At 69.5% G+C, this 25,487-nt stretch carries 25 protein-coding genes and 5 pseudogenes; 14 read left to right on the forward strand and 16 right to left on the reverse strand.

Annotated elements, in window-relative coordinates; all coding sequences use genetic code 11:
• The first annotated feature begins 75 nt into the window (after positions 1 to 75).
• Complete coding sequence (locus BN4348_RS31120) at positions 76 to 1,176, forward strand: ferritin-like domain-containing protein (RefSeq protein ID WP_066907709.1); 1,101 nt, start codon at positions 76 to 78, stop codon at positions 1,174 to 1,176.
• A gap of 10 nt (positions 1,177 to 1,186) precedes the next feature.
• Here BN4348_RS31120 and BN4348_RS31125 read toward each other — a convergent pair whose 3' ends face one another.
• The gene (locus BN4348_RS31125) at positions 1,187 to 1,492 is read right to left on the reverse strand and encodes a hydrogenase (RefSeq protein WP_084453880.1); all 306 of its coding nucleotides are present in this window, start codon (positions 1,490 to 1,492) and stop codon (positions 1,187 to 1,189) included.
• A 127-nt stretch (positions 1,493 to 1,619) separates the two neighbouring features.
• Here BN4348_RS31125 and BN4348_RS31130 point away from each other — a divergent pair, with 127 nt between their 5' ends.
• A complete protein-coding gene (locus BN4348_RS31130) occupies positions 1,620 to 1,889 on the forward strand; it encodes a hypothetical protein (RefSeq protein WP_066907712.1) in 270 nt (89 codons plus the stop codon).
• Positions 1,890 to 1,903: 14 nt separating this feature from the next.
• Here the strand turns inward: BN4348_RS31130 and BN4348_RS31135 are convergent, their stop codons facing one another.
• Both BN4348_RS31135 and BN4348_RS31140 read right to left on the reverse strand, forming a co-directional pair.
• Positions 1,904 to 2,146 carry a hypothetical protein gene (locus BN4348_RS31135; protein ID WP_084453881.1) on the reverse strand — a complete coding sequence of 81 codons (243 nt, stop codon included), beginning with the start codon at positions 2,144 to 2,146 and terminating at the stop codon, positions 1,904 to 1,906.
• A pseudogene (locus tag BN4348_RS31140) lies at positions 2,146 to 2,856 on the reverse strand (superoxide dismutase family protein); the annotation flags it as partial. The pseudogene BN4348_RS31140 and the gene BN4348_RS31135, both read right to left, overlap by 1 nt.
• Before the next feature lie 102 nt (positions 2,857 to 2,958).
• On the opposite strand from BN4348_RS31140, the gene BN4348_RS31145 reads away from it, so the two are divergent.
• Complete coding sequence (locus BN4348_RS31145; protein WP_066907715.1) at positions 2,959 to 3,378, forward strand: nuclear transport factor 2 family protein; 420 nt, start codon at positions 2,959 to 2,961, stop codon at positions 3,376 to 3,378.
• Between the two features lie 10 nt (positions 3,379 to 3,388).
• On the opposite strand, the gene BN4348_RS31150 is transcribed toward BN4348_RS31145, so the two are convergent.
• Positions 3,389 to 3,697, reverse strand: a complete 309-nt coding sequence (locus BN4348_RS31150) for a WhiB family transcriptional regulator (protein ID WP_066907726.1) — start codon at positions 3,695 to 3,697, stop codon at positions 3,389 to 3,391.
• Positions 3,698 to 4,062: 365 nt separating this feature from the next.
• Between BN4348_RS31150 and BN4348_RS31155 the strand changes: the two genes are divergently transcribed.
• The 4 genes and pseudogenes from BN4348_RS31155 (at position 4,063) to BN4348_RS31170 (ending at position 6,993) form a co-directional block, all read left to right on the forward strand.
• The gene (locus tag BN4348_RS31155) at positions 4,063 to 4,875 is read left to right on the forward strand and encodes a hypothetical protein (protein ID WP_066907729.1); all 813 of its coding nucleotides are present in this window, start codon (positions 4,063 to 4,065) and stop codon (positions 4,873 to 4,875) included.
• A gap of 81 nt (positions 4,876 to 4,956) precedes the next feature.
• Positions 4,957 to 5,460, forward strand: a pseudogene (locus tag BN4348_RS31160) (sigma-70 family RNA polymerase sigma factor); the annotation flags it as partial.
• A gap of 149 nt (positions 5,461 to 5,609) precedes the next feature.
• Positions 5,610 to 6,185 (forward strand): ECF RNA polymerase sigma factor SigD, encoded by a 576-nt coding sequence (sigD, locus tag BN4348_RS31165; RefSeq protein WP_066907839.1) that lies wholly within the window; start codon positions 5,610 to 5,612, stop codon positions 6,183 to 6,185.
• Positions 6,178 to 6,993, forward strand: a complete 816-nt coding sequence (locus BN4348_RS31170) for an anti-sigma-D factor RsdA (protein WP_084453882.1) — start codon at positions 6,178 to 6,180, stop codon at positions 6,991 to 6,993. The genes sigD and BN4348_RS31170 overlap by 8 nt, the downstream gene beginning before the upstream one ends.
• Before the next feature lie 51 nt (positions 6,994 to 7,044).
• Here the strand turns inward: BN4348_RS31170 and BN4348_RS31175 are convergent, their stop codons facing one another.
• The gene (locus tag BN4348_RS31175; protein WP_066907738.1) at positions 7,045 to 7,458 is read right to left on the reverse strand and encodes a DUF5319 domain-containing protein; all 414 of its coding nucleotides are present in this window, start codon (positions 7,456 to 7,458) and stop codon (positions 7,045 to 7,047) included.
• A 150-nt stretch (positions 7,459 to 7,608) separates the two neighbouring features.
• Between BN4348_RS31175 and guaB the strand changes: the two genes are divergently transcribed.
• Both guaB and BN4348_RS31185 read left to right on the forward strand, forming a co-directional pair.
• Positions 7,609 to 9,216, forward strand: a complete 1,608-nt coding sequence (gene guaB, locus BN4348_RS31180; RefSeq protein WP_066907842.1) for an IMP dehydrogenase — start codon at positions 7,609 to 7,611, stop codon at positions 9,214 to 9,216.
• A 14-nt stretch (positions 9,217 to 9,230) separates the two neighbouring features.
• Positions 9,231 to 9,683: pseudogene (locus BN4348_RS31185) on the forward strand (GuaB3 family IMP dehydrogenase-related protein); the annotation flags it as partial.
• A gap of 64 nt (positions 9,684 to 9,747) precedes the next feature.
• Here BN4348_RS31185 and BN4348_RS31190 read toward each other — a convergent pair.
• The gene (locus BN4348_RS31190) at positions 9,748 to 10,011 is read right to left on the reverse strand and encodes a hypothetical protein (protein ID WP_066907741.1); all 264 of its coding nucleotides are present in this window, start codon (positions 10,009 to 10,011) and stop codon (positions 9,748 to 9,750) included.
• A gap of 136 nt (positions 10,012 to 10,147) precedes the next feature.
• Between BN4348_RS31190 and BN4348_RS31195 the strand changes: the two are divergent.
• Both BN4348_RS31195 and BN4348_RS31200 read left to right on the forward strand, forming a co-directional pair.
• Positions 10,148 to 11,239: pseudogene (locus BN4348_RS31195) on the forward strand (GuaB3 family IMP dehydrogenase-related protein); the annotation flags it as partial.
• Positions 11,240 to 11,371: 132 nt separating this feature from the next.
• Entirely contained in the window at positions 11,372 to 13,108 is a 1,737-nt protein-coding gene (locus BN4348_RS31200) for a GMC oxidoreductase (RefSeq protein WP_066907747.1), read from the forward strand.
• A 21-nt stretch (positions 13,109 to 13,129) separates the two neighbouring features.
• Here the strand turns inward: BN4348_RS31200 and BN4348_RS31205 are convergent, their stop codons facing one another.
• The gene (locus tag BN4348_RS31205) at positions 13,130 to 14,038 is read right to left on the reverse strand and encodes a TauD/TfdA dioxygenase family protein (protein WP_066907751.1); all 909 of its coding nucleotides are present in this window, start codon (positions 14,036 to 14,038) and stop codon (positions 13,130 to 13,132) included.
• A gap of 62 nt (positions 14,039 to 14,100) precedes the next feature.
• Between BN4348_RS31205 and BN4348_RS31210 the strand changes: the two genes are divergently transcribed.
• Entirely contained in the window at positions 14,101 to 14,679 is a 579-nt protein-coding gene (locus BN4348_RS31210) for a TetR/AcrR family transcriptional regulator (RefSeq protein ID WP_066907754.1), read from the forward strand.
• On the opposite strand, the gene BN4348_RS31215 is transcribed toward BN4348_RS31210, so the two are convergent.
• From BN4348_RS31215 to BN4348_RS31225, 3 genes are all read right to left on the reverse strand, one after another.
• On the reverse strand, positions 14,673 to 17,039 hold the full coding sequence (locus tag BN4348_RS31215) for a glycoside hydrolase family 65 protein (RefSeq protein WP_066907757.1): 2,367 nt from the start codon (positions 17,037 to 17,039) through the stop codon (positions 14,673 to 14,675). The genes BN4348_RS31210 and BN4348_RS31215 overlap by 7 nt on opposite strands.
• Positions 17,036 to 17,773 carry a beta-phosphoglucomutase family hydrolase gene (locus BN4348_RS31220; protein WP_066907845.1) on the reverse strand — a complete coding sequence of 246 codons (738 nt, stop codon included), beginning with the start codon at positions 17,771 to 17,773 and terminating at the stop codon, positions 17,036 to 17,038. The genes BN4348_RS31215 and BN4348_RS31220 overlap by 4 nt, the downstream gene beginning before the upstream one ends.
• 104 nt (positions 17,774 to 17,877) lie before the next feature.
• Complete coding sequence (locus BN4348_RS31225; RefSeq protein ID WP_066907760.1) at positions 17,878 to 18,501, reverse strand: TetR/AcrR family transcriptional regulator; 624 nt, start codon at positions 18,499 to 18,501, stop codon at positions 17,878 to 17,880.
• A 108-nt stretch (positions 18,502 to 18,609) separates the two neighbouring features.
• Here BN4348_RS31225 and BN4348_RS31230 point away from each other — a divergent pair, with 108 nt between their 5' ends.
• Positions 18,610 to 19,728 (forward strand): NmrA family NAD(P)-binding protein, encoded by a 1,119-nt coding sequence (locus BN4348_RS31230; protein WP_066907763.1) that lies wholly within the window; start codon positions 18,610 to 18,612, stop codon positions 19,726 to 19,728.
• On the opposite strand, the gene BN4348_RS31235 is transcribed toward BN4348_RS31230, so the two are convergent.
• Genes BN4348_RS31235 through BN4348_RS31255 form a run of 5 tightly spaced genes read right to left on the reverse strand, consistent with a single transcriptional unit; the run spans position 19,725 to position 24,229 of the window.
• The gene (locus tag BN4348_RS31235; protein ID WP_066907767.1) at positions 19,725 to 20,153 is read right to left on the reverse strand and encodes a DUF6632 domain-containing protein; all 429 of its coding nucleotides are present in this window, start codon (positions 20,151 to 20,153) and stop codon (positions 19,725 to 19,727) included. The two genes, BN4348_RS31230 and BN4348_RS31235, sit on opposite strands and share 4 nt — an antisense overlap.
• Complete coding sequence (locus BN4348_RS31240) at positions 20,150 to 21,034, reverse strand: alpha/beta fold hydrolase (RefSeq protein ID WP_066907769.1); 885 nt, start codon at positions 21,032 to 21,034, stop codon at positions 20,150 to 20,152. Before BN4348_RS31240 ends, BN4348_RS31235 begins: the two co-directional genes overlap by 4 nt.
• Positions 21,031 to 21,843, reverse strand: coding sequence for a class I SAM-dependent methyltransferase (locus tag BN4348_RS31245; protein WP_066907772.1), 813 nt, complete (start codon positions 21,841 to 21,843; stop codon positions 21,031 to 21,033). The genes BN4348_RS31240 and BN4348_RS31245 overlap by 4 nt, the downstream gene beginning before the upstream one ends.
• Positions 21,840 to 22,664, reverse strand: coding sequence for a class I SAM-dependent methyltransferase (locus BN4348_RS31250; RefSeq protein ID WP_066907775.1), 825 nt, complete (start codon positions 22,662 to 22,664; stop codon positions 21,840 to 21,842). The genes BN4348_RS31245 and BN4348_RS31250 overlap by 4 nt, the downstream gene beginning before the upstream one ends.
• A gap of 29 nt (positions 22,665 to 22,693) precedes the next feature.
• Positions 22,694 to 24,229: an MFS transporter gene (locus BN4348_RS31255; protein ID WP_066907778.1), complete on the reverse strand. Its 1,536-nt coding sequence runs from the start codon at positions 24,227 to 24,229 to the stop codon at positions 22,694 to 22,696.
• A gap of 79 nt (positions 24,230 to 24,308) precedes the next feature.
• Between BN4348_RS31255 and BN4348_RS31260 the strand changes: the two genes are divergently transcribed.
• The gene (locus BN4348_RS31260) at positions 24,309 to 24,956 is read left to right on the forward strand and encodes a winged helix-turn-helix transcriptional regulator (RefSeq protein WP_066907781.1); all 648 of its coding nucleotides are present in this window, start codon (positions 24,309 to 24,311) and stop codon (positions 24,954 to 24,956) included.
• On the opposite strand, the pseudogene BN4348_RS31265 reads toward BN4348_RS31260, so the two are convergent.
• Positions 24,944 to 25,465, reverse strand: a pseudogene (locus BN4348_RS31265) (peroxiredoxin-like family protein); the annotation flags it as partial. The gene BN4348_RS31260 and the pseudogene BN4348_RS31265 overlap by 13 nt on opposite strands.
• Positions 25,466 to 25,487 lie beyond the last annotated feature (22 nt).

The raw sequence follows: 25,487 nt of genomic DNA on the forward strand, positions 1-25,487 counted from the left end.
GCGCCGCCGCACCCGGGTGCAGTGTGATACTGGTCATATGACCACTGGTCACAGGTGGCAGGAAGGCGGCCGTTCATGACCACGAGGGACAAATACACGCAGGTGCCCGCGCCGTACTCGTGGGAGGTGCCCAGCGTCGGCGACGCGCGCTTCACGTGGGAATACGACGACGGCCGCGCCCGGCTCCTTTCCCTGTACCAAAAGGGAAAGGACAAGCAGTGGGACGCCCAGTCGCGCATCGACTGGGCCCAAGACGTCGACCCGACGAACCCGGTCGGGCTGCCCGACGAATTCCATCCGCTGTTCGGCAGCCCGATGTGGGAGGCGGCCGACGACGCACGTCGGGCCGAGATGCGCCTGCATTCCCAGGCCTGGCAGTTCTCGCAGTTCCTGCACGGGGAGCAGGGGGCGATGGTGTGTGCCGCGAAGATCGTCGAGGTGGTCCCGGACCTGGACGCCAAGTTCTACGCGGCCACCCAGACCATGGACGAGGCCCGGCACGTCGAGGCGTTCTCGCGGTTCCTGCAGGAGAAGGTCGGCCTGGTCTACCCGATCAACACGCACCTGACCGCGCTGCTGGACGACACCCTGCGCGACTCGCGCTGGGACATGCCCTACCTCGGCATGCAGGTGCTCATCGAAGGGCTGGCGCTCGCCGCCTTCGGGGTGCTGCGTGACATGGCGGCTCCCGACTCGCTGGCCAAGCAACTGCTGGCCTACGTCATGCAGGACGAGGCCCGGCACGTCGCCTTCGGACGAATCTCGCTGAAGGACTACTACTCCGCGCTGACCGAAGCCGAACGGGACGAGCGCGAAGAGTTCGTCGTAGACGCCTGCTACCTGATGCGTGACCGGTTCCGCGCCGAGGAGGTTTTCGAGACGCTCGGCCTCGATGTGAAAGCGTGCGCCGAGTGGGTCGACACGTCGCCGCTGATGATCCAGTTCCGCTCGCACCTGTTCAGCCGCATCGTGCCGATCGTCAAGGACATCGGGTTGTGGGGCGACAAGGTGCAGAAGGCCTTCCGGGACATGGGCGTCCACGACATGGCCGGCTTCGACATCGAGGCGCTGATGAAGGCCGACGAGGACCAGGCCGAGGCGCTGGACAAGGCGCACGCCGAGATGACCGACCGGGCCCTCGAGGTGGATGAGGTGATCGCGGCGGGCGCGAGCTAAAGGGCTGTCGTCAGAGCCCGACGATGACGATGACCACGCCGACCATGATCGACACCGCGAGGGACACCAACAGGACGCTGACGAACGCTTCCTTTCCCGCCGAGGCCACGTGGTCGGTCGCGGCGATCGGCGCGAGTTTGCGGCCGGCGCCCCACGCCGCGGCGAGCAGGGTCGCCAACCAGTTCGCGTACGCGGCGTAGACGATCAGCGCGACCGCCGTCACTCCCCAGGCGTAGGGCAAGTGGAGGTGTGGCCAGAGCAGGCCGAGCACCACCAGGAACAGGACCAATCCGAGCGTGAACAGCGCCGTCTGCATGTCAGCACAAGTAGGGGCGCCGGGCCGCGCCCGCCCTGTCCTTCGCCGATCACGGAAAAATATGAGAGGTGTATGAGCCGCGCGGCGGCTGGGCTACCCGCGGCGGCCCTGTGCGAGCGTGTGTGTTGTGGTCCCCGAACCGCAGTCGGCCGAAGCGCTCCGGCAGGCCTCGAGCTACTTGTGGATCGCCGACGTGGCCGGTAAGAGGAACCTGCCGATGATCCAGTCGCTCTACAGCTTTGCCGCCCGGCAGATGGTTGCCTACACGACGGACGGCGACGAGTGGCACGTGCGGGCCGCTGTCGCCGCCGCGCGGGACGCCACCAAGATGCATGAGCTGCTCACCGGTCGCGCGCCGCGCGAACCGGGCACGCTGGACGAGCCGACGAACCTCTGACGCGCCAACGCGTCTCAGACGTGCACGTCGCGAAGCCCGGCGGCAAAGCGCAGGCCCGAGCAGTTGTAGCAACCCACGCACCCGACGCAATTCGTGCAGCCGAAGCAGCCCAGGCACGCGACACAGCGCTTGCAGAAGGCGCACGCCACACACGCGATGCTGCCGGCGATGGCCGCGCTGCCGACCGTGGCGATCGATCCGGCCACGGCGGTACTCGCCACCGTCGCCGCCGATCCGGCCACGGCGGCGCTGGCCACGGNGGTGTCGTCACGGTATAGCTCGGCGCGATGGTGACCGTCGGGGTGCTGGTGACCGTGACGGTGCTGGTGCTCGTGCTCGTGGACGGCGGTGGCACGGCGGTCGTGGTCGTGACCGTGGTGACGCTCGTCGTCTCCTTGGTCGACGAGGTCGTCGTCGCGGTCGCCGCGGCGATCACACCGCAGGCAATGCGCTTGCTCGACTCGCCGGTGGGGGCGTTGCCGAGGTTGTCCGCGTCCTGGTGGATGACCAGTGCGGTACCGGAGCTGTTTCTCAGGTCCGCTGCCGTGAACGAGTTGGTTGTGGTGACGAGTTTCGCCGACCCGTCGGAGCGCACCTGCAGCGCCGTCAAGTCGCCGCTGGCGGGGTAACTGGTGTGGCCCGGGGCCTGATAGACGCTGCCCGCGGAGTTGAAGTCGCCCTCGCACCTGCCCACCGCGTGGACCTGGAGCCCGTGGAAACCGGGGCTCAGGACCTGGTTGGGGCCGGCCTCCACGGTCACCGTCGCGTACCCGTTGGCGAAGTCGAACGTGGCGTTGGCGACCTGAGTCCCGTCGGCGCTCTTCACCTGCGTGGTCATCCGCTCGGTGCCCGGCGGCGCGCCGGATGACGACGTGGTGGACTGGTTACCGCTCCGGTTTGCGCATGCGGCTAATGGCGCGATGGTGGCGGTCAGCGCCGCCGCGGCAAACACTAAACCCTTATTCATTGACCGGACTTACCCCGATGACCGAATGTCGAAACGAGCCTAACGCCCTATGCAAACTCGCCGCTGCGCGCAATGCTCGACCCAGGGCACTAGGAGGACGAGATGTCAGCACCCACGGCCGAGGCGATCCGCGCCGCGCTCGAGCGGCACGTGCAACTGTGGAACGCCGGTGACAAGGAGGCGTGGCTCGCGCACTGGAAGCGCGTCGTGCCGGGCGAGGTCACCATGGAGGACCCCGTCGGCACGCCGGTGAAACGCGGGTGGGAGGTCATGGGCGAGGTGTGGGACGCCTCGCCGAACGCCGACTGGAAGCTGGGCATCGATCTGCTCCAGGTGTGCGGCGCGACCGGAGCGGCCGTCATTCGCAACTCCGGCACCGTGAACGGCGAACCGGCCGTGATTCAGAGCATCGAGATCTACAAGTTCGGCGACGACGGCTCGCTGCACACAGCGACGTTCTGGGACCTCTCGGCCGGCAACGAATACGCGCAGTGGACGGCGGAGACCGGCGAGGCGAGCTGATTCGGGCCGTTCAAGCCGAGCGGCGGATGCCGCGGGTGCGGCCGATGTCGCCCTTGAGGAGCATGTCGCGCTCGGATTCCGACAGGCCTCCCCAAACGCCGTAGGGCTCACCGACTTCCAGCGCGTGCGAACGGCACTCCTGAATGACCGGGCATTGCCGGCACATTTCCTTGGCGCGCTGCTCGCGCTGCATGCGGGCGCGGCCGCGCTCGCCGTCGGGGTGGAAGAACATCGACGAGTCGACACCGCGGCACAGGCCTTGCAGTTGCCAGTTCCAGATGTCGGCGTTCGGCCCGGGTAGCTGCTCAGGCTGTGGCATTGGATCGTTCCCTCTCTGCACGGCACGCCCAGAAGGACAGGTCGCGAAGCGCCCGAAAAGCGGATGTGCAACTGATTTTGGAGTGGCGTCACCGATGACTACCCGACAGACCTAGAACTTAGGGGCGCGGGCGAATTTCCGTCAATAGCCACTTAGGTCGGCAAAATATGTAAGCCTTCTAGCAAATTTAACTCGCCGTTCATCTGCCACCGATTTGGTGACCGAAAACCGTGCTACCAGGCCGTTGGCTCGACCGAGATATCCCAGCTCAGCGGCTGGGGCGGGGGCGGAAGTAATTAGTACGCGGCGGATGGTGATTAACAGTTCGGTAACACGAACACCATGAGGTGTTTACTACTATCACCGTGATTGAAACTCGTCACACTTCGGTGATTCAGCGCACACTGGCCGCCGCCGCGTTCGGGGGTCGGCCCGGAAGCTGGCCGTTGCCGGCGGCGAGTGGCCCGGAGCAACTGTGGTTGCGCGCCGTCGCGGCGGGAGGGCAGGGCCGCTACGGCAGCGCGTACCGCGACCTTGCGGTGCTGCGGCGCAGCGTCGCGGACGGCCGGTGGGCGTCGTTGGCGCACAGCACCCAGGGATCGTTCCTGCGCCAGCTCGGCTGGCACACGTTGGCGCGGGCCTGGGACGGGCGCGCGATGGCGCTGGCCGACGGCGATCCGGAGGCGCGCGCCGACGCGCTGGTCGGGCTGGCGGCCGACGCGCTGGGCATCGGCCGGTTCGCCGCCGCCGCAACGTTGTTGCGTCGCGCGGAACTGGCGCCCGGTGCGGTCCCCGACCGGCTGCCGGTGCGACGCGGGTGGGTGGCCGCCGAGCTGGCGATGGCCTCCGGCGACGGCGAGTCGGCCGTGCGGCACGCCGAGCAGGCGGTGGAGTTGGCCGACGCGATGGGCCAGGCGTCGGCGCGGCACCGGGTGAAAAGCGACGTGGTGCTGGCCGCCGCGCTGTGCAGCGCCGGTGACATCGAGCGCGCCCGCGCGGTCGCCGAGGCGGCGCTGGACGCCACCGGCCGCCTGAGCCTGACACCGCTTCGGTGGGCCTCGGCTTGCTTGCTGATCGACATCGAAAGTGTCACGTTTTCAGCACAAAAACTGCGCGAAATTCGCGATATCTGCGCAGGCCAGGTGCGGCGCGCCGGGGGCGCGTGGCGTTGCGCTTAAATCGGCCTTCCGCCCGTTATTGTCATTTCGACAGTTAGCCCGCGACGTGTCCCGTTCGTAACGTTGGAGATACCGCCGTCGATGACAATTCAAGGGGAACGTCTCGACGCTGTGGTTGCGGAGGCCGTGGCGGGAGACCGGAACGCCCTACGGGAGGTGCTGGAGACCATCCGTCCGATCGTCGTGCGATATTGCCGGGCGCGCGTCGGCACAGTCGAACGGGGCGGCCTCTCAGCAGACGACGTGGCTCAGGAGGTGTGTTTGGCCACCATCACGGCGCTGCCGCGGTACCGCGAGCGCGGGCGCCCGTTCCTGGCTTTCCTCTACGGCATCGCGGCCCACAAGATCGCCGATGCCCACCGGGCGGCCGGCCGTGATCGCGCCTATCCCGCCGAAACCGTTCCGGAGCGCTGGTCCCCCGAGGCGGGGCCGGAACAGCGGGCCATCGAGGCCGATTCGGTCAGCCGCATGAACGAATTGCTCGAGATCCTGCCCGCCAAGCAGCGCGAGATCCTGATCCTGCGCGTGGTCGTCGGGCTGTCCGCCGAGGAGACCGCCGCCGCCGTCGGCAGCACCACCGGAGCGNGCGCGAAATTCGCGATATCTGCGCAGGCCAGGTGCGGCGCGCCGGGGGCGCGTGGCGTTGCGCTTAAATCGGCCTTCCGCCCGTTATTGTCATTTCGACAGTTAGCCCGCGACGTGTCCCGTTCGTAACGTTGGAGATACCGCCGTCGATGACAATTCAAGGGGAACGTCTCGACGCTGTGGTTGCGGAGGCCGTGGCGGGAGACCGGAACGCCCTACGGGAGGTGCTGGAGACCATCCGTCCGATCGTCGTGCGATATTGCCGGGCGCGCGTCGGCACAGTCGAACGGGGCGGCCTCTCAGCAGACGACGTGGCTCAGGAGGTGTGTTTGGCCACCATCACGGCGCTGCCGCGGTACCGCGAGCGCGGGCGCCCGTTCCTGGCTTTCCTCTACGGCATCGCGGCCCACAAGATCGCCGATGCCCACCGGGCGGCCGGCCGTGATCGCGCCTATCCCGCCGAAACCGTTCCGGAGCGCTGGTCCCCCGAGGCGGGGCCGGAACAGCGGGCCATCGAGGCCGATTCGGTCAGCCGCATGAACGAATTGCTCGAGATCCTGCCCGCCAAGCAGCGCGAGATCCTGATCCTGCGCGTGGTCGTCGGGCTGTCCGCCGAGGAGACCGCCGCCGCCGTCGGCAGCACCACCGGAGCGGTCCGCGTGGCCCAGCACCGGGCGTTGTCACGGCTCAAGTCCGAAATCGTCGCGGCGGGTGACTATGCCTGAATCCTTGGATGAGTTCGCGCGCACCGACTTGCTGCTCGACGCGCTCGCCGAACGCGGCTCGGTCGACCTGGACGACGCCAACGACCCCAATTTCGAAGCGCTCGCCGTCCTGCTGGAGGACTGGCGCGACGACCTGCGCTGGCCGCCGGCCAGCGCGCTGGTGTCGCCGGAGGAGGCGATCGAGGCGCTGCACACCGGGCTCGCCGAGCGCAAGCGCGCGCGCCGCGGCCTGGCGACGATCGGGTCGGTCGCCGCAACGCTGCTGGCGCTGAGCGGGTTTGGCGCCATGGTTGTCGAGGCCCGCCCCGGGGACGCGCTATACGGGTTGCACGCGATGTTCTTCGACCAGCCCAGGGTCAAAGACAGCCAGATCGAGCTGTCCGCCAAGGCCGAACTGGCGAAGGTTCAGCAAATGATCGACCAGGGTCAGTGGACGCAGGCGCAGAATCAGCTGGCCCAGGTCAGCAGCACCGTCCAAGCCATGAACGACGGGACCAGCAGGAACGACCTGCTGGACGAGGTGAACCTGCTCAACACCCGCGTGGAATCGCGCAACCCGAACGCGACGGTGCCGCCCGCCGCGCCAAAACCCAAGGCGCCGGCCGCTTCGTCGACGTCGCCGGTCTCGCCCAGTCCGACGACCACACCGCCGACGGTGGCCGGCACGACGGCTCCGACCCCGAGCGCATCAACGAGCCCGGCCAGCCCCACGGCGACTCCATCGACGAGTCCGTCCTCGGGTCGGCACCGGCATCATCACGGTCACTCGTCCACGCCGTCCTCGGTGGCACCGGACGAAACGCCCTAGCGGCGATCGCAAGCGCGGCGGAGCCGGGCGTGGCGGGTCGCCGCCATCCGACTAGCGGCGGTGGAACCCGTCCGCGTCTGACGACGTCGCTTCGTTGAGCGAGGCGTCCGCGTATCCCCGGCAGTAGTCCCACGTGACGTAGGAGTCGGGTTCGGGGTCGTAGGCGGGCTCGTGCGGGCGGACCGTGCCGTCGATGAGCAGCTGCAGCAGGTTGGCCCGCAACATGTCCCAGTCGTGGTAGTGGTCCTGCTGACACTCGTCGCAGCACACCACCAGCCCGCGAATGCCCTTGTGCGCCAACAGGGCCTCGTACACGGCCAGATCGGCCAGGTCGGCCTCGACCGCCATCCGCTCCTGCTGATCCAGCGGTTGCCCCGGCTCGACGGCCTCGAGCGCCGCCGACGGATCGCAGGGGTCGTCGGCGAACGGGTCGGGCGGCAAACCCGGCGGGAGGTGGTCACGCACGCCCCTAGCCTACGCAGGGGGGCCGTCATAGCGCCAGCAGGGACATGCCCGCCATCCGGCGTCCGCGGCACGCCCGGGCAAGCGGGTCCGGGGGCCCCGGGAGCCGATAGGATGGGCTTCTCACTCCGCGCGCGTATGGAGGGCCTCCCGATGACCCGTGGCATGTCCCACTTAGAAGACAGCTCCGACCTGGTTGTCGGCCCGTACGTGCGCGACCCGCATCTCGCGGGGCTGGCCGACGAACCCGTGCCGACGGGGGGCGACAACCCGTACAAGATCGCGATGCTCGGCCTGACCTTCGACGACGTCTTGCTGCTGCCCGCGGCCTCCGACGTGGTCCCCGCCACCGCGGACACCTCCAGCCAGCTCACCAGGAAGATTCGGCTCAAGGTGCCCCTGGTCAGTTCGGCGATGGACACCGTCACCGAGTCGCGGATGGCCATCGCGATGGCCCGGGCCGGCGGCATGGGCGTGCTGCACCGCAACCTGCCGGTCGCCGAACAGGCCGGGCAGGTCGAGATGGTGAAGCGCTCGGAGGCCGGCATGGTCACCGACCCGGTCACCTGCCGGCCCGACAACACGCTGGCTCAGGTCGACGCGTTGTGCGCCCGCTTCCGGATCTCCGGGCTGCCGGTGGTCGACGACTCCGGCTCGCTGGTCGGCATCATCACCAACCGGGACATGCGGTTCGAGGTGGACCAGACCAAGCAGGTCGCGGAGGTCATGACGAAGTCCCCGCTGATCACCGCCCAGGAGGGCGTCAGCGCCGACGCGGCGCTGGGTCTGTTGCGGCGCAACAAGATCGAGAAGCTGCCCGTCGTCGACGGCCACGGCCGGCTGACCGGCCTGATCACCGTCAAGGACTTCGTCAAGACCGAGCAACACCCGCTGGCCACCAAGGACAGCGACGGCCGGCTGTTGGTCGGCGCCGCCGTCGGCGTCGGCGGGGACGCCTGGGTGCGCGCGATGATGCTGGTCGACGCCGGGGTCGACGTGCTGATCGTCGACACCGCGCACGCGCACAACCGGCTGGTGCTCGACATGGTCGGCAAGCTCAAGGCCGAGGTCGGCGAGAAGGTCGAGGTGATCGGCGGCAACGTCGCCACCCGGGCGGCGGCCGCGGCGCTCATCGACGCCGGCGCCGACGCGGTCAAGGTCGGTGTGGGACCGGGATCGATCTGCACGACGCGCGTGGTGGCCGGCGTCGGCGCGCCACAGATCACGGCGATTCTGGAGGCCGTTGCGGTGTGCCGGCCGGCGGGCGTGCCGGTGATCGCCGATGGCGGGCTGCAGTACTCCGGCGACATCGCCAAGGCGCTGGCCGCCGGCGCGTCGACGGCGATGCTCGGCTCGCTGCTGGCCGGCACCGCCGAGGCGCCCGGCGAGTTGATCTTCGTCAACGGCAAACAGTTCAAGAGCTACCGCGGCATGGGGTCGCTGGGCGCCATGGCGGGACGCGGCTCCGGAGGATCGGGCAAGTCCTACTCCAAGGACCGCTATTTTGCCGACGACGCCCTCTCCGAGGACAAGCTGGTGCCCGAGGGCATCGAGGGCAGGGTTCCGTTCCGCGGGCCGCTGTCGTCGGTGATCCACCAGCTCACCGGCGGCCTGCGCGCCGCGATGGGATACACCGGCTCGCCCACCATCGAGGCACTGCAACAGGCGCAGTTCGTCCGGATCACGGCGGCTGGCCTGCGCGAGAGCCACCCGCACGACGTCGCCATGACCGTCGAAGCGCCCAACTACTTCGCGCGGTGAACAGCGAACTGGCCATGGTCGAGATCGGGATGGGCCGCGCCGCCCGCCGCACCTATGAACTGTCCGAGATCAGCATCGTGCCGTCGCGGCGCACCCGCTCGTCGCAGGACGTGTCGACCGCGTGGCAGCTGGACGCCTACCGGTTCGAGATCCCGGTCATCGCGCATCCGACCGACGCGCTGGTGTCGCCGGAATTCGCCATCGAGCTGGGCCGCCTCGGCGGGCTGGGCGTGCTCAACGGCGAGGGGCTGATCGGCCGGCACGCCGACGTCGAGGCCAAGATCGCGCAGCTGCTCGAGGCCGCCGAGAAGGAGCCGGAACCGTCGGCGGCGATCCGGCTGCTGCAGGAGCTGCACGCCGCGCCGCTGGACCCCGAACTGCTGGGCTCGGCGGTCGCGCGCATCCGCGAGGCGGGCGTGACCACCGCGNCCAGCCCAGGGTCAAAGACAGCCAGATCGAGCTGTCCGCCAAGGCCGAACTGGCGAAGGTTCAGCAAATGATCGACCAGGGTCAGTGGACGCAGGCGCAGAATCAGCTGGCCCAGGTCAGCAGCACCGTCCAAGCCATGAACGACGGGACCAGCAGGAACGACCTGCTGGACGAGGTGAACCTGCTCAACACCCGCGTGGAATCGCGCAACCCGAACGCGACGGTGCCGCCCGCCGCGCCAAAACCCAAGGCGCCGGCCGCTTCGTCGACGTCGCCGGTCTCGCCCAGTCCGACGACCACACCGCCGACGGTGGCCGGCACGACGGCTCCGACCCCGAGCGCATCAACGAGCCCGGCCAGCCCCACGGCGACTCCATCGACGAGTCCGTCCTCGGGTCGGCACCGGCATCATCACGGTCACTCGTCCACGCCGTCCTCGGTGGCACCGGACGAAACGCCCTAGCGGCGATCGCAAGCGCGGCGGAGCCGGGCGTGGCGGGTCGCCGCCATCGACCTTGCGGCGATCGCAAGCGCGGCGGAGCCGGGCGTGGCGGGNCAGGACGTGTCGACCGCGTGGCAGCTGGACGCCTACCGGTTCGAGATCCCGGTCATCGCGCATCCGACCGACGCGCTGGTGTCGCCGGAATTCGCCATCGAGCTGGGCCGCCTCGGCGGGCTGGGCGTGCTCAACGGCGAGGGGCTGATCGGCCGGCACGCCGACGTCGAGGCCAAGATCGCGCAGCTGCTCGAGGCCGCCGAGAAGGAGCCGGAACCGTCGGCGGCGATCCGGCTGCTGCAGGAGCTGCACGCCGCGCCGCTGGACCCCGAACTGCTGGGCTCGGCGGTCGCGCGCATCCGCGAGGCGGGCGTGACCACCGCGGTGCGGGTCAGCCCGCAAAACGCGCAGGCGCTGACGCCGGCGCTGTTGCAGGCCGGGATCGACCTGCTGGTCATCCAGGGCACCATCGTCTCCGCCGAACGGGTCGCCAGCGACGGTGAGCCGCTGAACCTGAAGACCTTCATCTCCGAGCTCGACGTCCCCGTGGTCGCCGGCGGGGTGCTCGACCACCGCACCGCGCTGCACCTGATGCGCACCGGCGCGGCCGGCGTCATCGTCGGCTACGGCTCCACCCGGGGCGTGACCACCAGCGACGAGGTGCTGGGCATCAACGTGGCGATGGCCACCGCGATCGCCGACGCCGCCGCCGCGCGCCGCGAATACCTCGACGAGACCGGCGGCCGCTACGTGCACGTGCTGGCCGATGGCGACATCCACACCTCGGGCGAGCTGGCCAAGGCCATCGCGTGCGGCGCCGACGCGGTAGTGCTGGGCACGCCGCTGGCCGAGTCCGCCGAGGCGCTCGGCGGCGGATGGTTCTGGCCCGCCGCGGCGGCGCACCCGTCGCTGCCGCGCGGGGCGTTGCTGCAGATCGCCGTCGGCGAGCGCCCGCCGCTGCGGCAGGTGCTGGGCGGTCCGTCCGACGACCCGTTCGGCAGCCTGAATCTGGTCGGCGGCCTGCGCCGGTCGATGGCCAAGGCCGGCTATTGCGACCTCAAGGAATTCCAGAAGGTCGGCCTGGCGGTCGGTAGCTGAGCGCTGCCGCCCGCCGACCGTGCGGCCAGCCGCACGCTCGGCTCCGAATGTGCGGCCAGCCGCACGCCCGGGCGCCGAAGCGGGCGGCGGACCCCCTGGTTAGTTACCGGCCGGTACGGCCATACTGGTGAAATGAAGCCGGATTACGACGTCCTGATCATCGGTTCGGGATTCGGGGGCAGCGTCAGCGCGCTGCGGCTGACCGAAAAGGGCTACCGGGTGGGCGTCCTGGAGGCCGGCCGTCGCTTCTCCGACCAGGAGTTCGCCGAGACCTCGTGGGACCTGCGCAAGTTCCTCTGGGCGCCCAAGCTCGGTTGCTACGGCATCCAGCGGATCCACCCGCTGCGCAACGTGATGATCCTGGCCGGCGCGGGCGTGGGCGGTGGTTCGCTCAACTACGCCAACACGCTGTACGTGCCGCCGGAGCCGTTCTTCAAAGACCGGCAGTGGGCGCACATCACCGACTGGCGTGACGAGCTGATGCCGCACTACGAGCAGGCGCAGCGGATGCTGGGCGTGGTCGAGAACCCGACGTTCACCGACGCCGACCGCCTGGTCAAGGAAGTCGCCGACGACATGGGCTGCGGCGACACCTGGGTGCCGACGCCGGTGGGGGTGTTCTTCGGGCCGGACGGCACCAAGGCGCCCGGCAAGACCGTGCCCGACCCGTACTTCGGCGGCGCCGGGCCCGACCGCACCGGCTGCCTGGAATGCGGCTGCTGCATGACCGGATGCCGCTACGGCGCCAAGAACACCCTGGTGAAGAACTACCTCGGCCTCGCGGAATCCCATGGCGCGCAAGTCATTCCGATGACGACGGTGAAGGGCTTCGAGCAGCGCCCCGACGGGCTGTGGGAGGTCCGCACGGTGCGCACCGGAAGCTGGCTGCGCCGCGACCGGCGCACCTACACCGCCGAAAACCTGATCCTGGCCGCGGGCACCTGGGGCACCCAGCACCTGCTGTTCAACATGCGCGACAAGGGCAAGCTGCCCCGCCTGTCGAAGCGCCTGGGCGTGCTGACCCGGACCAACTCCGAGTCGATCGTCGGCGCGGCGACGCTCGAGGTGAACCCCGAGCTGGACCTGACGCACGGCGTGGCGATCACGTCGTCGATCCACCCGACGTCGGACACCCACGTCGAGCCCGTGCGCTACGGCAAGGGCTCCAACGCGATGGGGCTGCTGCAGACGCTGATGACCGACGGCGAGGGCCCCGAAGGCACCGACACGCCGCGGTGGAAGCAGTTGCTGGAGCAGGGCCGCGAGGACCCGCGCGGAATCCTGCGCATGATCAACGTCCGCCAGTGGAGCGAGCGCACGGTGATCGCGCTGGTGATGCAGCACCTGGACAACTCGATCACCACGTTCACCAAGCGGGGCAAGCTCGGAATCCGTTGGTATTCCAGCAAACAGGGGCACGGCGAGCCGAATCCGTCGTGGATCCCGGTCGGCAACGAGGTGACCCGCCGCATCGCCGCCAAGATCGACGGCGTGGCCGGCGGCACCTGGGGCGAGCTGTTCAACATCCCGCTGACGGCCCACTTCCTGGGCGGCGCGGTGATCGGCGACAGTCCCGAACACGGCGTCATCGACCCGTATCACCGGGTCTACGGCTACCCGACGCTGTTCGTGGTGGACGGCGCGGCGATCTCGGCGAACCTGGGCGTCAACCCCTCGCTGTCCATCACCGCGCAGGCCGAGCGGGCCGCCTCGATGTGGCCGAACAAGGGTGAGAACGACCTGCGGCCGCCGCTGGGCGATACGTACCGCAGGCTGTCGCCGATCCCGCCCGAGCACCCGGTGGTGCCGGCGCATGCTCCCGGCGCGCTGCGCTGGCTACCGATCGACCCGGTCAGCACCGCGGGCTGACCCGTTGCCGCGAGCCCGCACTCAGCTGGCGATCTCCTCCGGGCTGGTCACGTCGAGCGGGGCGCCGCTGACGACCCGGCTGCGTTGCCCGTGCACGTTGACCGGCACGTCGCCCATCAGCGTGACCCGGTGCATCAGCCGATGCTGGCCGTCGTAGTCGTCGATCGCCCGGTGCTGCGTCGCTCGGTTGTCCCAGATGGCGACGTCGCCATACCCCCAGCTCCAGCGAATGGTGTTCTCGGGCATGGTGATTCGGCGTTGCAGCAGTTCGAACAGCACGCTGGACTCGTAGCTGTCCAGTCCGACGAACCCGCGCACGAAATCGCCGAGCACCAGCGTCCGCTCACCGGTCTCCGGGTGCACCCGAACCACGGGATGCTCGGTCTGGAAGTCCGGCTTGTCGAACGCCTGCCGGAACGCCCGCTGCGCGTCGGTCAAGGCCTCCGCGGTGACGTAATCGTGGCGGTTGGTGTGCAGCGCCCACAGGTTGTCGACGAGCCACTTCAGCGGCTCGGGCAGGTGGTCGTAGGCCGCCGCGGTGGAGGCCCACAGCGTCGAGCCCCCGTAGCTGGGCAGCGTGACCGCGCGCAGGATCGAGGCGGCGGGGTAGTTCGCGGCGAACGTGACGTCGGTGTGCCAGCGCGTCGCCTTGCCGTACTCGGAGTTGATCGGCGTGATGATCGGCGCGTTCTTGGCGGCGAGGAAGTTGGCCGCGGGGTGCCCGATCGGGGTGCCCAGCAGCCGCGCGAACGCGAGCTGCCCTTCGTCGTCGAGGTGGTCCTGCCCGCGAAAGAAGATCACCTTGTGGGCCAGCAGCGCCCCGCGGATCTCGTCGACGGTGGCCGGATCGAGGTCGCCGCCCAGGCGCACGCCGTCGAGTCGGGCGCCGATCCGGCTGCCCAGCTTGGTGACGGTGATGGAGTGGGTCATTACTTTCGTCCTTTTGCGGAGATCGGCTGTAGTCAACTGACTACATGCGCTAGTGTAGTCACGTGACTACACGTTCGGCAAGTGCCGGCCGGAAAAATCCCACCGGGCGAGAAGAGGTCGGCGCCGCCATCCTTCAGGCCGCCACCGACCTGTTCGCCGAGCGGGGGCCGGCCGCGACATCGATCCGCGACATCGCCGCCCGGTCAAAGGTCAACCACGGCCTGGTGTTTCGGCACTTCGGCACCAAGGACCAACTCGTCGGCGCCGTGCTCGATCACCTCGGCGCGACCACGACGGCGTTGCTGCAGAGTGACCCGACCCCCGAGGAGGCGGAGCGGGCGTTGGACCGGCATTTGCGGGTCATGGCCCGCACCCTGCTCGACGGCTACCCGGCGGGGAAGTTGCAGTCCCGGTTTCCCGGCGCCTCGCAGCTGTACGACGACATCCGCCCGAAGCACCCCCCCGGCCCTGACGGAGATCTCAGCGCGCGCCTGGCCGTGGCGAACGCCTTTGCGTTGCAGTTTGGTTGGCGGTTGTTTGCCCCTTTTTTACGCTCGGCGGTCGGCATCGATGACCTACCGGACGCCGAACTGCGCCAGGCGATCGTCGGCGAGATGGCCCGGGTCCTCGAACCTCACTGAGTGCGGGCCAGGGCGCGCCGGTGCAGCGGCTCGCGGCCCGGCGGCTGCTGCGGCGTCGGCAGCAGCGGCTTGCGGACGCGCACGGCGACTGTCGTCGGCGCATCGGTCGTCAGCGTCAGCTGCTCACCGGCGTGCCGGATGGTCAGCTCGTGGTCGGGCCCGTCGTCCACGGCGTAGGTGACCTCGGAGTGGTTGACGTCGACGGTCAGCCGGAACTCTCGCCACCGCAGCCGGAACCGGAGCCGCGAAATGCCGTCGGGCAGTTGGGGATCCAGGGACAGGATGCCCTCGTCGTCGCGCAGGCCGCCGAACCCCACGACCAGCGTCATCCAGGCCCCGGCGAGCGAGGCCATGTGCAATCCGTCGCGGGTGTTGTGGTGCAGGTCGCGCAGGTCGATCAGCGCGGCCTCGTAGGCGTAGTCGTGGGCCAGCTCCAGGTGCCCGACCTCGGCGCACATCACGGCCTGGGTGCAGGCCGACAGCGACGAGTCGCGCACCATGCGCCGCTCGTAGTAGTCGACGTTGCGCGCCTTCTGTTCGGGCGTGAACGCGTGGCTCTGCCACTGCATCGCCAGCACGAGGTCGGCCTGCTTGATCACCTGGGCGGGGTAGAGCCGCACGTAGGCCTCGTGCAACAGCAGGGGATAGGTGGTGTTCTGTTCGAAGTCCCACTCGGCGAAGGTGGTGAACCCCTCGCACTGCTGGTGGACGCCCAGTTCGGCGTCGTAGGGGATGTTGACGGCGTCGGCCGCGTCGCGCCAGGCGGCCGCCTCCTCGGTGGTGACCTCCAGCGCCGTCGCCTCCTCCGGGTGGCGGTTGCAGGCGTCGGCGGCGGTGACCAGGTTGTGGGCGGCCATCAGGTTGGTGAAGACGTTGTCGCGCACGATCGCCGTGTACTCGTCGGGCCCGGTCACCCCGTCGAGGTGCCAGACGCCGTGCCGGTCGTGGTGCCCGAGCGACATCCACAGCCGGGCGGTCTCGACCAGCACCTTCAGGCCGCAGTCGCGCTCCAGGTCGTGGTCGCCGGTGACCGTGCGGTACCGCTCGAAGGCCATCGCGATGTCGGCGTTGATGTGCCAGGCCGCCGTGCCGGCCGGCCAGTACGCCGAGCACTCCTGCCCGCGGATGGTGCGCCAGGGGAAGCTGGCCCCGTCCAGGCCGAGTTCGGCCGCCCGCTCTTTGGCCAGTTCCAGCGTCGACGCCCGCCATCGCAGCGCGTCGGCGACGGTGTGCGGCGCGGTGTAGGTCAGCACCGGCAACACGTAGGCCTCGGTGTCCCAGAAGGCGTGGCCGTCGTAGCCCGTTCCGGTGAGCCCCTTGGCGGCGATGGCGCGGCGTTCGGCGCGGGCGCTGGCCTGCAGCAGGTGGAACATCCCGAACCGGACCGCCTGCTGGGATTCGGGGTCGCCCTCCACCTCGACGTCCGCGTTCTGCCAGAAGTCGTCGAGGTAGGCCCGTTGCGAGTCCAGCAGCCCCTGCCAGCCCGTGTAGCGGGCGCTGTGTATCGCGGCGGCGGCCTGGTCGCGCAGCGCGGGGCGCGAGCGCATGCTCGACCAGCCGTACGCCAGGTACTTGACGATGCGCAGCTTCTGGCCCTTGCGCAGCCCGCAGATGACCGTGGTGCGCGCGAGGTCGGGCCGGGCGTCGGTGCTGAACTCGACGCGCCCCGGGACGTCGATCTCGTGGTCCATCGCGGCGGACATCATCAGCGCGCTGGCCCGGGTCCGGTGCATGAGGAGCGCTCCGGTTTCGGTGTTTTCGTGGTCGACGGCCTCGAGCGGGTTCTCCAGGATCGCCGACACGCGCGGGTCGTCGGAGGTCTCCGGCTGGTCCTCGTTGGTGACCAGTTCGGACTGCACCGTCACCCGGACGAATTCCTCGACCGCTTCCACCACGTACTCGATGGCCGCGACCCCGCGCTGTGCCAGGGAGACCAGCCGGGTGGACACGACCCTGACCTGCTTGCCGTTGGGCGAGCGCCAGTCGGCGCGGCGGGTCAGCGTCCCGGCGCGCAGGTCGAGAACCCGCTCGTGGGAGAGCACCTCGCCGTAGCGGACGTCGAACGGCTCGTCCTCGACCAGCAGCCGGATGATCTTGCCGTTGGTGACGTCGACGATCGTCTGGCCGGCCTCCGGGTAGCCGAAGCCGGCCTCGGCGTAGGGCAGCGGCCGGATCTCGTAGAAGGAGTTCAGGTAGGTGCCCGGCAGGCCGTGCGGCTCGCCCTCGTCGAGGTTGCCGCGCAGCCCGATGTGCCCATTGGCCAGCGCGAACAGCGATTCGGACTGCGCCAGCAGGTTCAGGTCGAGCCGGGTCTCGCGGACCTGCCACGGTTCGACCGGAAAGGCTTCCTCGGTGATCATGACAGCAGGTCGGCGAGATCGGTGACGACGACGTCGGCGCCATTGCGGCGCAGGTCCTCGGCCTGGCCCACCCGGTCGACGCCCACCACGTAGCCGAAGTTACCGGCGCGGCCGGCCTGCACGCCCGACAACGCGTCCTCGAAGACGGCCGCGGCGTCGGGGCCGACGCCGAGCAGCTCGGCCCCGCGCAGGTAGGAGTCGGGGGCCGGCTTGCCGGCGATGTGCTCCTCGCGCAGCGTGACCCCGTCCACCCGCTGCTGGACGAACCGGTCGAGGCCGGTGATCTCCAGGACGTCGCGGGTGTTGGCGCTAGACGACACCACGGCGATCCCGAGGCCCGCGGCCGAGACAGCCTCCAGGTAGCGTCGCGACCCGTCGAAGACCTCGACGCCGTCGTCGTGCAGCACCTTCTGGAACATGTCGTTCTTGCGGTTGCCCAGGCCGTAGATCGTCTCGGCGTCGCCGGGGTCGTCCGGGTCGCCGTCGGGCAGCTCGATTCCCCGGCTGTTCAAAAACGACCGCACCCCGTCTTCGCGCTTCTTGCCGTCGACGTATTCGCGGTAGTCGGCGGCCGGGTCGAACGGGACGAACTCCTCTCCGGTCCGCTTGGCCCGTTCGGACAGGTAGGCGTCGAACGTGGCCTTCCACGCCTTGGTGTGCACGCTCGCGGTATCGGTGAGCACACCGTCGAGGTCGAACAGGCAGGCATGGACCTTCTCCGGCAGACCCAGCACGGTGGACCTCACTCTCTCGGCAGCGGGCGGCTACGTGGTGCGATACCCACTCCACCATGCCGAGATGCGTGCCGCCAATGCTCACCCGCCGTCGCGGAGCCCGTTTACGTGTCGTTCAGCAGGCCGCGCTCGATGAGGTCGAACACCTGGGCCCGCGCGAATCTGACGGCCGCGGGGCTCCTGGGCAGCGGTCCATCCAGCAGCAGGCCGGCCAGCCCGTGCACCGCCGACCAGGCGGCCACCTCGGCCCCCGGCCTGCGGCGCGCATCCAGCAGACCGGCGGCTTGGGCTTCGTCGAGCCCTTGACCGAGGACCTCGAAAGGGTCCGGGCCCGTTGTCGCTTGATCGCGCTCCGGTTCGGGGGACGTCGCGGGATGCGAGGTGAACGCGGTGCGAAACAGTCCCGGCTCGGCAATCGCGAAGTCGATATACGCGGCGCCGACCGCGCGCAGCCTCTTGCGGGGGTCGCTCGTGCGATTGACCCGTCGGCCCATTTGCGCGGCGAGCTCGCCGCGCGCATAGCGTGACACCTCGGCCAGCAGCTCCTCGCGGTCGGCGAAGTGGCGGTAGGCGGCCGAGTGCGACACCCCGGCGGCCCGGGCGGCCTCACGCAGGATCACTCGATCGGGTCCGCCCTCGCGGGCCAGGGCGATGCTCGCCTCGATCAGGGCCGAGTGCAACGCGCCGTGGTGGTAGCCCTTTTTGGCAGGGGGGCCGGCGGAACTCATGCCACCACGATCTCACGCCGACCGGAATGTTGACAACGGTCACATCCCGGTCGCATACTGCGCATGTAACCATTGGTCACATTTCGCATCCGACGGAAAGGAACTGCAATGACAAACACACGGGTGCTGGTCACCGGCGCGACGGGAAGGATTGGCGGCGCGGTGGCGGCCCAGTTACTGCAAAAGGGCGTGGCTACGCGGGCATTGGTCCGTCGCGACGACGCGCGCAGTGCCCGCTTGCGCGACTTGGGGGCCGAGGTCGTTGTGGCGGATATGCTTGACATTCAACAGGTTCAGGCCGCGGTGGACGGCGTGGATCGGTTGTTCTTCAACCCCCCGTACCACCCGCACGCCCTCGATAGCGCGGTCGCCTTCGCCGTGGCCGCGCGCAGCGCCGGCGTGGAGGCGGTGGTCGCGCTGGGCCAGTGGCTGGCCAGCCCGGAGCATCCGGCCCTGATGACGCGCCAGCACTGGTTGTCCGACAGGCTGTTTGCGCTGCTGCCGGACACCGCCCACGTCGCGGTTGACCCCGGATTCTTCGCGGACAACTATTTCCAGGTGCTGCGGGTCGCGGCCCAACTCGGGGTGTTGCCGACGCCGAGGACCGGGGGACGACTCAACGCGCCCCCGTCCAACGAGGACATCGCCCGGGTCGCGGTGGGCGCGTTGCTCGACCCGCACCGCCATGACGGTCGCGCCTACCGCCCCACCGGGCCAAAGCTGTTGTCCGGCGCAGACGTTGCCGCTGCGGTGGGTGAGGCGTTGGGCCGCCCGGTCCGGCTGATGGAAATTCCCCCGTGGATGTTCATGCGGGCGGTGCGCCTGAACGCCAAGCGACTCGGGGCCGACATGTACTTCGAGTCCGGTTTGCGCCATTACCTGCCCGAGACCGCCCTGGGCAGCTGGGAGGTGGGCGGACCGACCACCCATGTGCGTGATGTCGCCGGGGTCGAACCCGAAGACTTTCTCACCATCGCGCGCCGCTACGTCCAAGCGGCGGACACCCGGCGCACCGCGGGCAAAGTGCTGCGCGAGATCGGAAATCTCATGCTGACCGGGCTGGTGCCGGCGCACCGGCTCGATCGCTTCGACCGGCGCCAGCAGCATCCCCAGCCGGCCCGAGCACGGCATTCGGGCGAGTCGGCCGTGTGGCAAAGCGAGCACGACCCGTCGGCCGACCCGGCCCACTACCGCTTCGGCCGCGCCGCGATCCCGTCGTCGTCCTAGCCGCCCGCGCCGCGAGAGCGTGGTCGCGCACGGGCGCGCCGGGCCGGAAGCCAGCACGCGGCCAACGGGACGGTGGTGAGCAGCCCGAGCGCGACCACGCCGGCGACGTGCCGGTGTTCGTCGCGCATCGCGGCGGCCATGACGAGCATCGCGCCGAAGTGCGCGGCGTTCGCGGTGAGGTTGAAGTCGAGGAAGAGTCGGTTGGCGAGCGGGTCGCGCGCCGATGCGAACAAAAACAGCGCCCAGACGATGTAGACGGTGGCGAACATGACGGCGATCGGAGCGCCTCCACAGCCCCAGTCGAACAGTGCATTGGTCCGATGGGTCACCGCGAACACGAGGTCGGGCACGAAGAACAGCAGGTACCCAGTGGCGGTCAGTCGGATCATCACCGGCAGCCACGCCCGGGCGCGGCTTTGGTTCATGAAACGGTTTGGCCGTGCCGGATGATGCGGACCATCTCGGTGGGGCGCTCGAGGGCCGAAAAGTGTCCCGCTCCGGGCACCGTGATGGCCCGGACACCAAGTAGGCGAGCGACCTGCTCCCGATCCGCCGGGCGCGACCAGTCGTGCTCGCTGTAGACCAATGTGACGGGTGTCTTCACCCGCGCGTAGCGGCTTTTCGCGTCGATCAGCCCGGCGAGGATGCGCATGATAGCCCGGTTCACCCTGGGGTAGCCGGGCCGGCGGCCGCTTCGGCGTAGTTCGGCAACCAGGTCCTTCGGCAACGCGTGGTGGTCGGCGAAGCCGCCGCGCAGCACGCCCCGCAGGATCGCGTGATTTTCCAATCGGGCGAAGACCGGCCCCGATCCGGGCAGGCGGACGCCCGTTCCGATCACGCGGGCGAACCAGTTGCCGCGCTCGAGGCCGCCGGGGTAGTCGTAGGGGTTGAAGGCGATCACCCCGCTCACCCGGTCCGTCAGCTCGATCGAGGCCAACAGCGCGAGCGCGGCCCCCATCGATTCGCCCGCCAGCGTGGCGTCACGCAGGTCCAGTGACCTGACGAATTCGACCACAGCGCAGCGCAATTCGGGCTCACCGTATCGCGCGCCGGGCACGATGTCGGACCATCCCATGCCGGGCAGGTCCAGGGCGTACACGGTGAAGTCGTCCCAGAGCGCGGGCACCACCCGCTGGAAGTAGTCCAGCTGCGTGCGGACGGTGTGCAGCAGGACGAGCGGCGGCCCGGTTCCCGCCGTGAAGTAGCGCAAGCGGGAGCCGTCGGCGCGCGGCAGGAACCTGACGTCGCCGTGGCCGCCGCTCCACGCCTGCGTGTAGCGTTGATCCGGAATCTCGTTGGGCCTCATGGCGTTCGACGTTCGCAGATTGACTGGATGGCGCGCAGGCGCCCGTCGGCCAGGGCCTGGGTGAGGTTCTCGGCTTTGTGGCGGAAGTCGGTGACGAAGGCGTGCAGGCCCAGCGGGCTGTCGGGCTGGGCCAGGATGGCCTGCATCAGCGCGGCGCCCTGGTCGGTGAGGTCGTTCCACGTTGTGACGGAGAAACCCGCGGATTCGACGGCGCCGCGCAACTCGGCGGGGGTGACCAGGTGGCTGCGCGCGGGGTGGTCGGCCCAGGGCAGGGGATAGCCGAGTTCGCCGCCGTCACCAATCGTGATGTCCCAGAGGGCAAGGCGCCCGCCATCCGTGAGCACGCGATGCGCCTCGGAGTACAAGCGCGCCTTGTCCGCCACGTTCATCTGGACGTGCTGGCTGATGGCGACGTCGAAAGTGCCGTCGGCGAAGGGCAGTGCGGTGACGTCGGCCTGACGAACCGATATCCGCTCGTCGAGCCCGACCAGCCGGTTGAGCCAGCGGTTGGTTTCGCAGTACTCGTCGGTGAGATCCACGGCGGTCACGCGGGAGCCGTAGCGGTCGGCGACGTAGCGGGCGGTGCCGCCGACACCGCTACCGGCGTCGAGAACTCGACTTTCACCGGTGATCTGCGCCAGGTCCACCAGCTGGGCGGTGGCGATGCGGCCCATGGTGTGGAAGTCCTCCAGCAGGCCCAGGTCGGCGGGCGCGAGGCCGTCGAGGTCCATGCCGGCCGCGCGCAGCGCCCGCTCGATGTTGGTGCGCGACAGGCCGGTCGAATACTGGTCCTGGATCGTGTTGCTCATTTCCGCACCCACGCCGTGATGATCGGTGGCATCGTGATGAGGGCGTTGGCCGCGAGCGCCTCCTCGCGGAAGCGCGGCACGAAGTTGTCGATGTCGGCGACCTCGTCGATGGCGAAGCCGCCCTGTTGTGCGATGGGGGACACCAGCCGCCAGACCGCCGCGCCGTAGGCCAGGATGTCGGTGTCGGCGGCGGTGCCGATCGGAGCGCCGAGCGTCAGCTGCGGCGCGCCCAGGCCGGCCTCGGCGAAGATCGTGTGCAGCGTGGTGCCGAACCGCGCGCTGAGCCCCATGGCCTCGAAGGCGCGCACGATCCCGGGTATCACCCGGGCGAACAGCGGCATGTCCGGGACGCTGCGCGCCGCGGCGATGTCGTTCTCGGAGAACGCGATCACGCCGCCGGGTCGCACGAACGAGCTGAGCCGGCGCAGCGTGGCGGCCGGATCGGGCAGGTGCATCAGGATCAGCCGGCCGATCACCGCATCGACGGGTTCGTCGAGGGCGATCGCGTCGATCGCGGCTTGCGTGAAACGCACCGTGGAGAAGCCCTGTTCGGCCGCCCGGCGGCGGGCCAGTTCGACCATCGCGGGCGCGGCATCGACGCCGAGCACGCTTCCGGTCGTGCCGACCAGCCGGGCAGCGACGAACGACACGTTGCCCGGGCCGCTGCCGATATCGAGCACCCGCATGCCCGGGCGCAGCCCGGCGAGCCGGAGCGCGTGCTCGGTGTAGCCGTCATACAGCCGCCCCTGTAGGAGCAGTCGCTGCACCTCCACGTCGGCGTGTCCGAGGACATAGCTGCTGGCGGATGGCGTTGTAGTCATGTTCTTCGTACCTTTCTTTGCGGGGGGTCTTAGGCCTTGGCCAGTGCGGGGGACGGCGCATCCTGCCGCGCGCGTGCCGGCAAGAGCCAGGCCACAACGAGCGCGGCGCCCAGCGCGATGCCGGCGCATACCAGCGAGCTCACCTGTAGGCCGTCCAGGAACGCATGATCGACGACGGCGCGGACGTGGCCGGCCTGTTGGGCGGGTAGCCGCCCGATCACCGTGTGCGCCAACGCCATCGAGTGCCGCATTGCCTCGGCGGGCAATCCCGGCAGGGCCGTTGCTTCGAGATGTCCCGAGTACACCGACGCGAAGATGCTGCCGGCGATGGCAACGCCGAGGGTGCCGCCGAGTTCGCGCGTTGTGTCGTTGACGGCCGAGCCGACCCCGGCCTTGTCGGCGGACAGCGATCCCATGATGGCCTCGGTGGCCGGCGAGACGGTCAGGCCAAGTCCGCCGCCGAGCAGCAGCATCTGCATGCCGATCTGGCTGTAGGGCGTGGCGGCGTCGGCGGTGGACGCCCAGGCCAGCCCGGCGGCGAAGACGGTCAGGCCGGTGGCGACGACGGCGGTGGTGCCGACCCGCTCCACCAGCCGGGGACCCGCGATGCTGGCCAGCGCGATCGAGACGGCGACCGGCAGCAAGCGCACGCCGGCCTGAAAGGCCGTGTAGTCCTTGATGAATTGGAAGTACTGGGTGATGACGAAGATGAAGCCGAACAGCGTCAGGAACCCGGCGGTCACCGCCAGGCTGCCGCCGGAGAACCGGCGGTCGCCGAACACGGACATGTCCAGCATCGGGTGGGTGCTGCGCCGCTCCCAGCCGGCGAACCCGGCGAGAACGACTGCAGCGAGCGCAAACCCGGCCGCGGTCCGGACGTTGGTCCATCCCCACGTCGGCGCCTCGATGACCGTGTAGACCAGCGTCGTGATTCCCGCCGTCGACAGGATCAGGCCACCGACGTCGACGCGGGGCGCCGCCGGATCGCGGGAGGTCGGGACGAACAAGACGCCGCCGAGGATGGCCAGTGCCGCGATGGGAATGTTCACCATGAAGATCGAGCCCCACCAGAAGTGTTCGAGCAGCCAGCCCCCGCTGATGGGTCCCACGGCCACCCCGACCCCCACCATCGCCGCCCACAGCCCGATCGCCTTGGCGCGCGGCACCGGTTCGGTGAAGATGTTGGTGATCAGCCCCAGGGTGGTCGGGAAGATCACCGCCGCGCCGACGCCCATCGCCGCGCGGGCCGCGATCAGCGCGTCGGCCGAATGCACCTGCGCCGCAACACCGGAAGTCAGGGCGAACAGGGCCAGCCCGAGGCTCAGCGACCCGCGCCTGCCGAAGCGGTCGGACAGGCTGCCGGCCGACAGCAGCAGGCCCGACATCACCAGGGTGTAGGCGTCGACGATCCATTGCAGCTGGGCGGTGTCGACGCCGAGTTCGCGCGACAGGGTGGGCAGCGCGACGTTGACGATGGTGGCGTCGACGCTGATGACGAAGACGCCGAGGCAGATGACACCCAGCGCGGCGATCGGCCGGTTTCGGAATAGCGGGTCGGTAAGCATGGACAAGACACTAAAGTTAGTAGACAAATAAATCAAGTATAAAGTTGAAAAAGATGTCTACCGCAGGTAGGGTGGCCTGGTGGCTTCCCGCAGGAACTACAACCAGAACTGCCCGATCGCGCGCGGCCTCGACGTCCTCGGCGAGCGGTGGACGCTGCTGATCCTGCGCGAGCTGGTCGGCGGACCCCGCCGATACGGGGACCTGCGCGACGCGCTGCCCGGCATTGCGACCAATCTGCTCGCCGAGCGGCTCAAGGAATTACAAGAGGCCGGGGTCGTGGACCGGACCGACCTGCCCGCTCCGATCGGGCGCACTGTGTACACGCTTTCCGACCTGGGTTGGCAGCGGGCGCTGCCGGTGTTGCGGAGCGTCGCGTGGTTCGGGCTGGACCGGCTGGACCCGATCGGGGACGGCCCGGCATCGCCGCTGAACGGATTCCTGGCCGGATTCCTGCTCGGCTTCGACTCGGGTGGCGCAGCCGGCCTGGAGGCGACGATTCGCATCGAAATCGATGGCCGCCGTTTCGAATTGGCGGTGACGCAGGGTCGGCTCGCCGGCGCTCGCGGCGAGCCTTCGGTGACCCTCACCGCCAGCGCCGCGGACCTGGTGACCGCGCGCCTCGGGGCGAGCGAAGCCAAGCGCAAGGCGGCGCTGCGGCGCATCACCTTCGATGGCGACCCGGAGGCCGTCGAGGCGGTGCGGCAGGCCTTTTCGCTGCGGGTGTAGGCCAGCACCTCGTCCACCGTCCATTGGTCGTCGGCGTGGCGGCCGCGCTTGCACGCCAGGACCCGCCCGTCCGGGCCGATCAAAAAGTCGGCCGGCAACCCCAGATGGCCGCCGGTCGGATGCAGGTTCACGTTGCCCACGCCACCGCGCATCGCCGAAGTCAGTGCGCGGGGGTGCAATACGGAACGCGCCGAGGTGCCGACGCCGAACTCGTCGTAGAGCCGCTTGGTGGGGTCGCCGACGACGGCGAATGGCAGATCGCCGGCGTAGCGGAGCAACTCCCGATCGGTCGAGTGGAACACCACGACCTCGCGGACGCCGGCCTCGGCGATCTCGTCGTGCCGGCGCGCGATCGACCGCAGGTGAAGGTTGCAGATGGGGCAGCCGGCGAACCGGCGAAATTGCAGATGGACGAGTCGATCGGGGTCCGGGACGGGCACCGCCTCGCCGCTGGCGGTGGCCAGTTCGCGCGGGGCGACGACGCCGCCGACGTCGATGCCCTCGCGCATGCAGACACTGTACGTCCGGTGC

The organism is Mycobacterium interjectum, assembly GCF_900078675.2.
Taxonomy (GTDB): Bacteria; Actinomycetota; Actinomycetes; order Mycobacteriales; family Mycobacteriaceae; genus Mycobacterium; species Mycobacterium interjectum.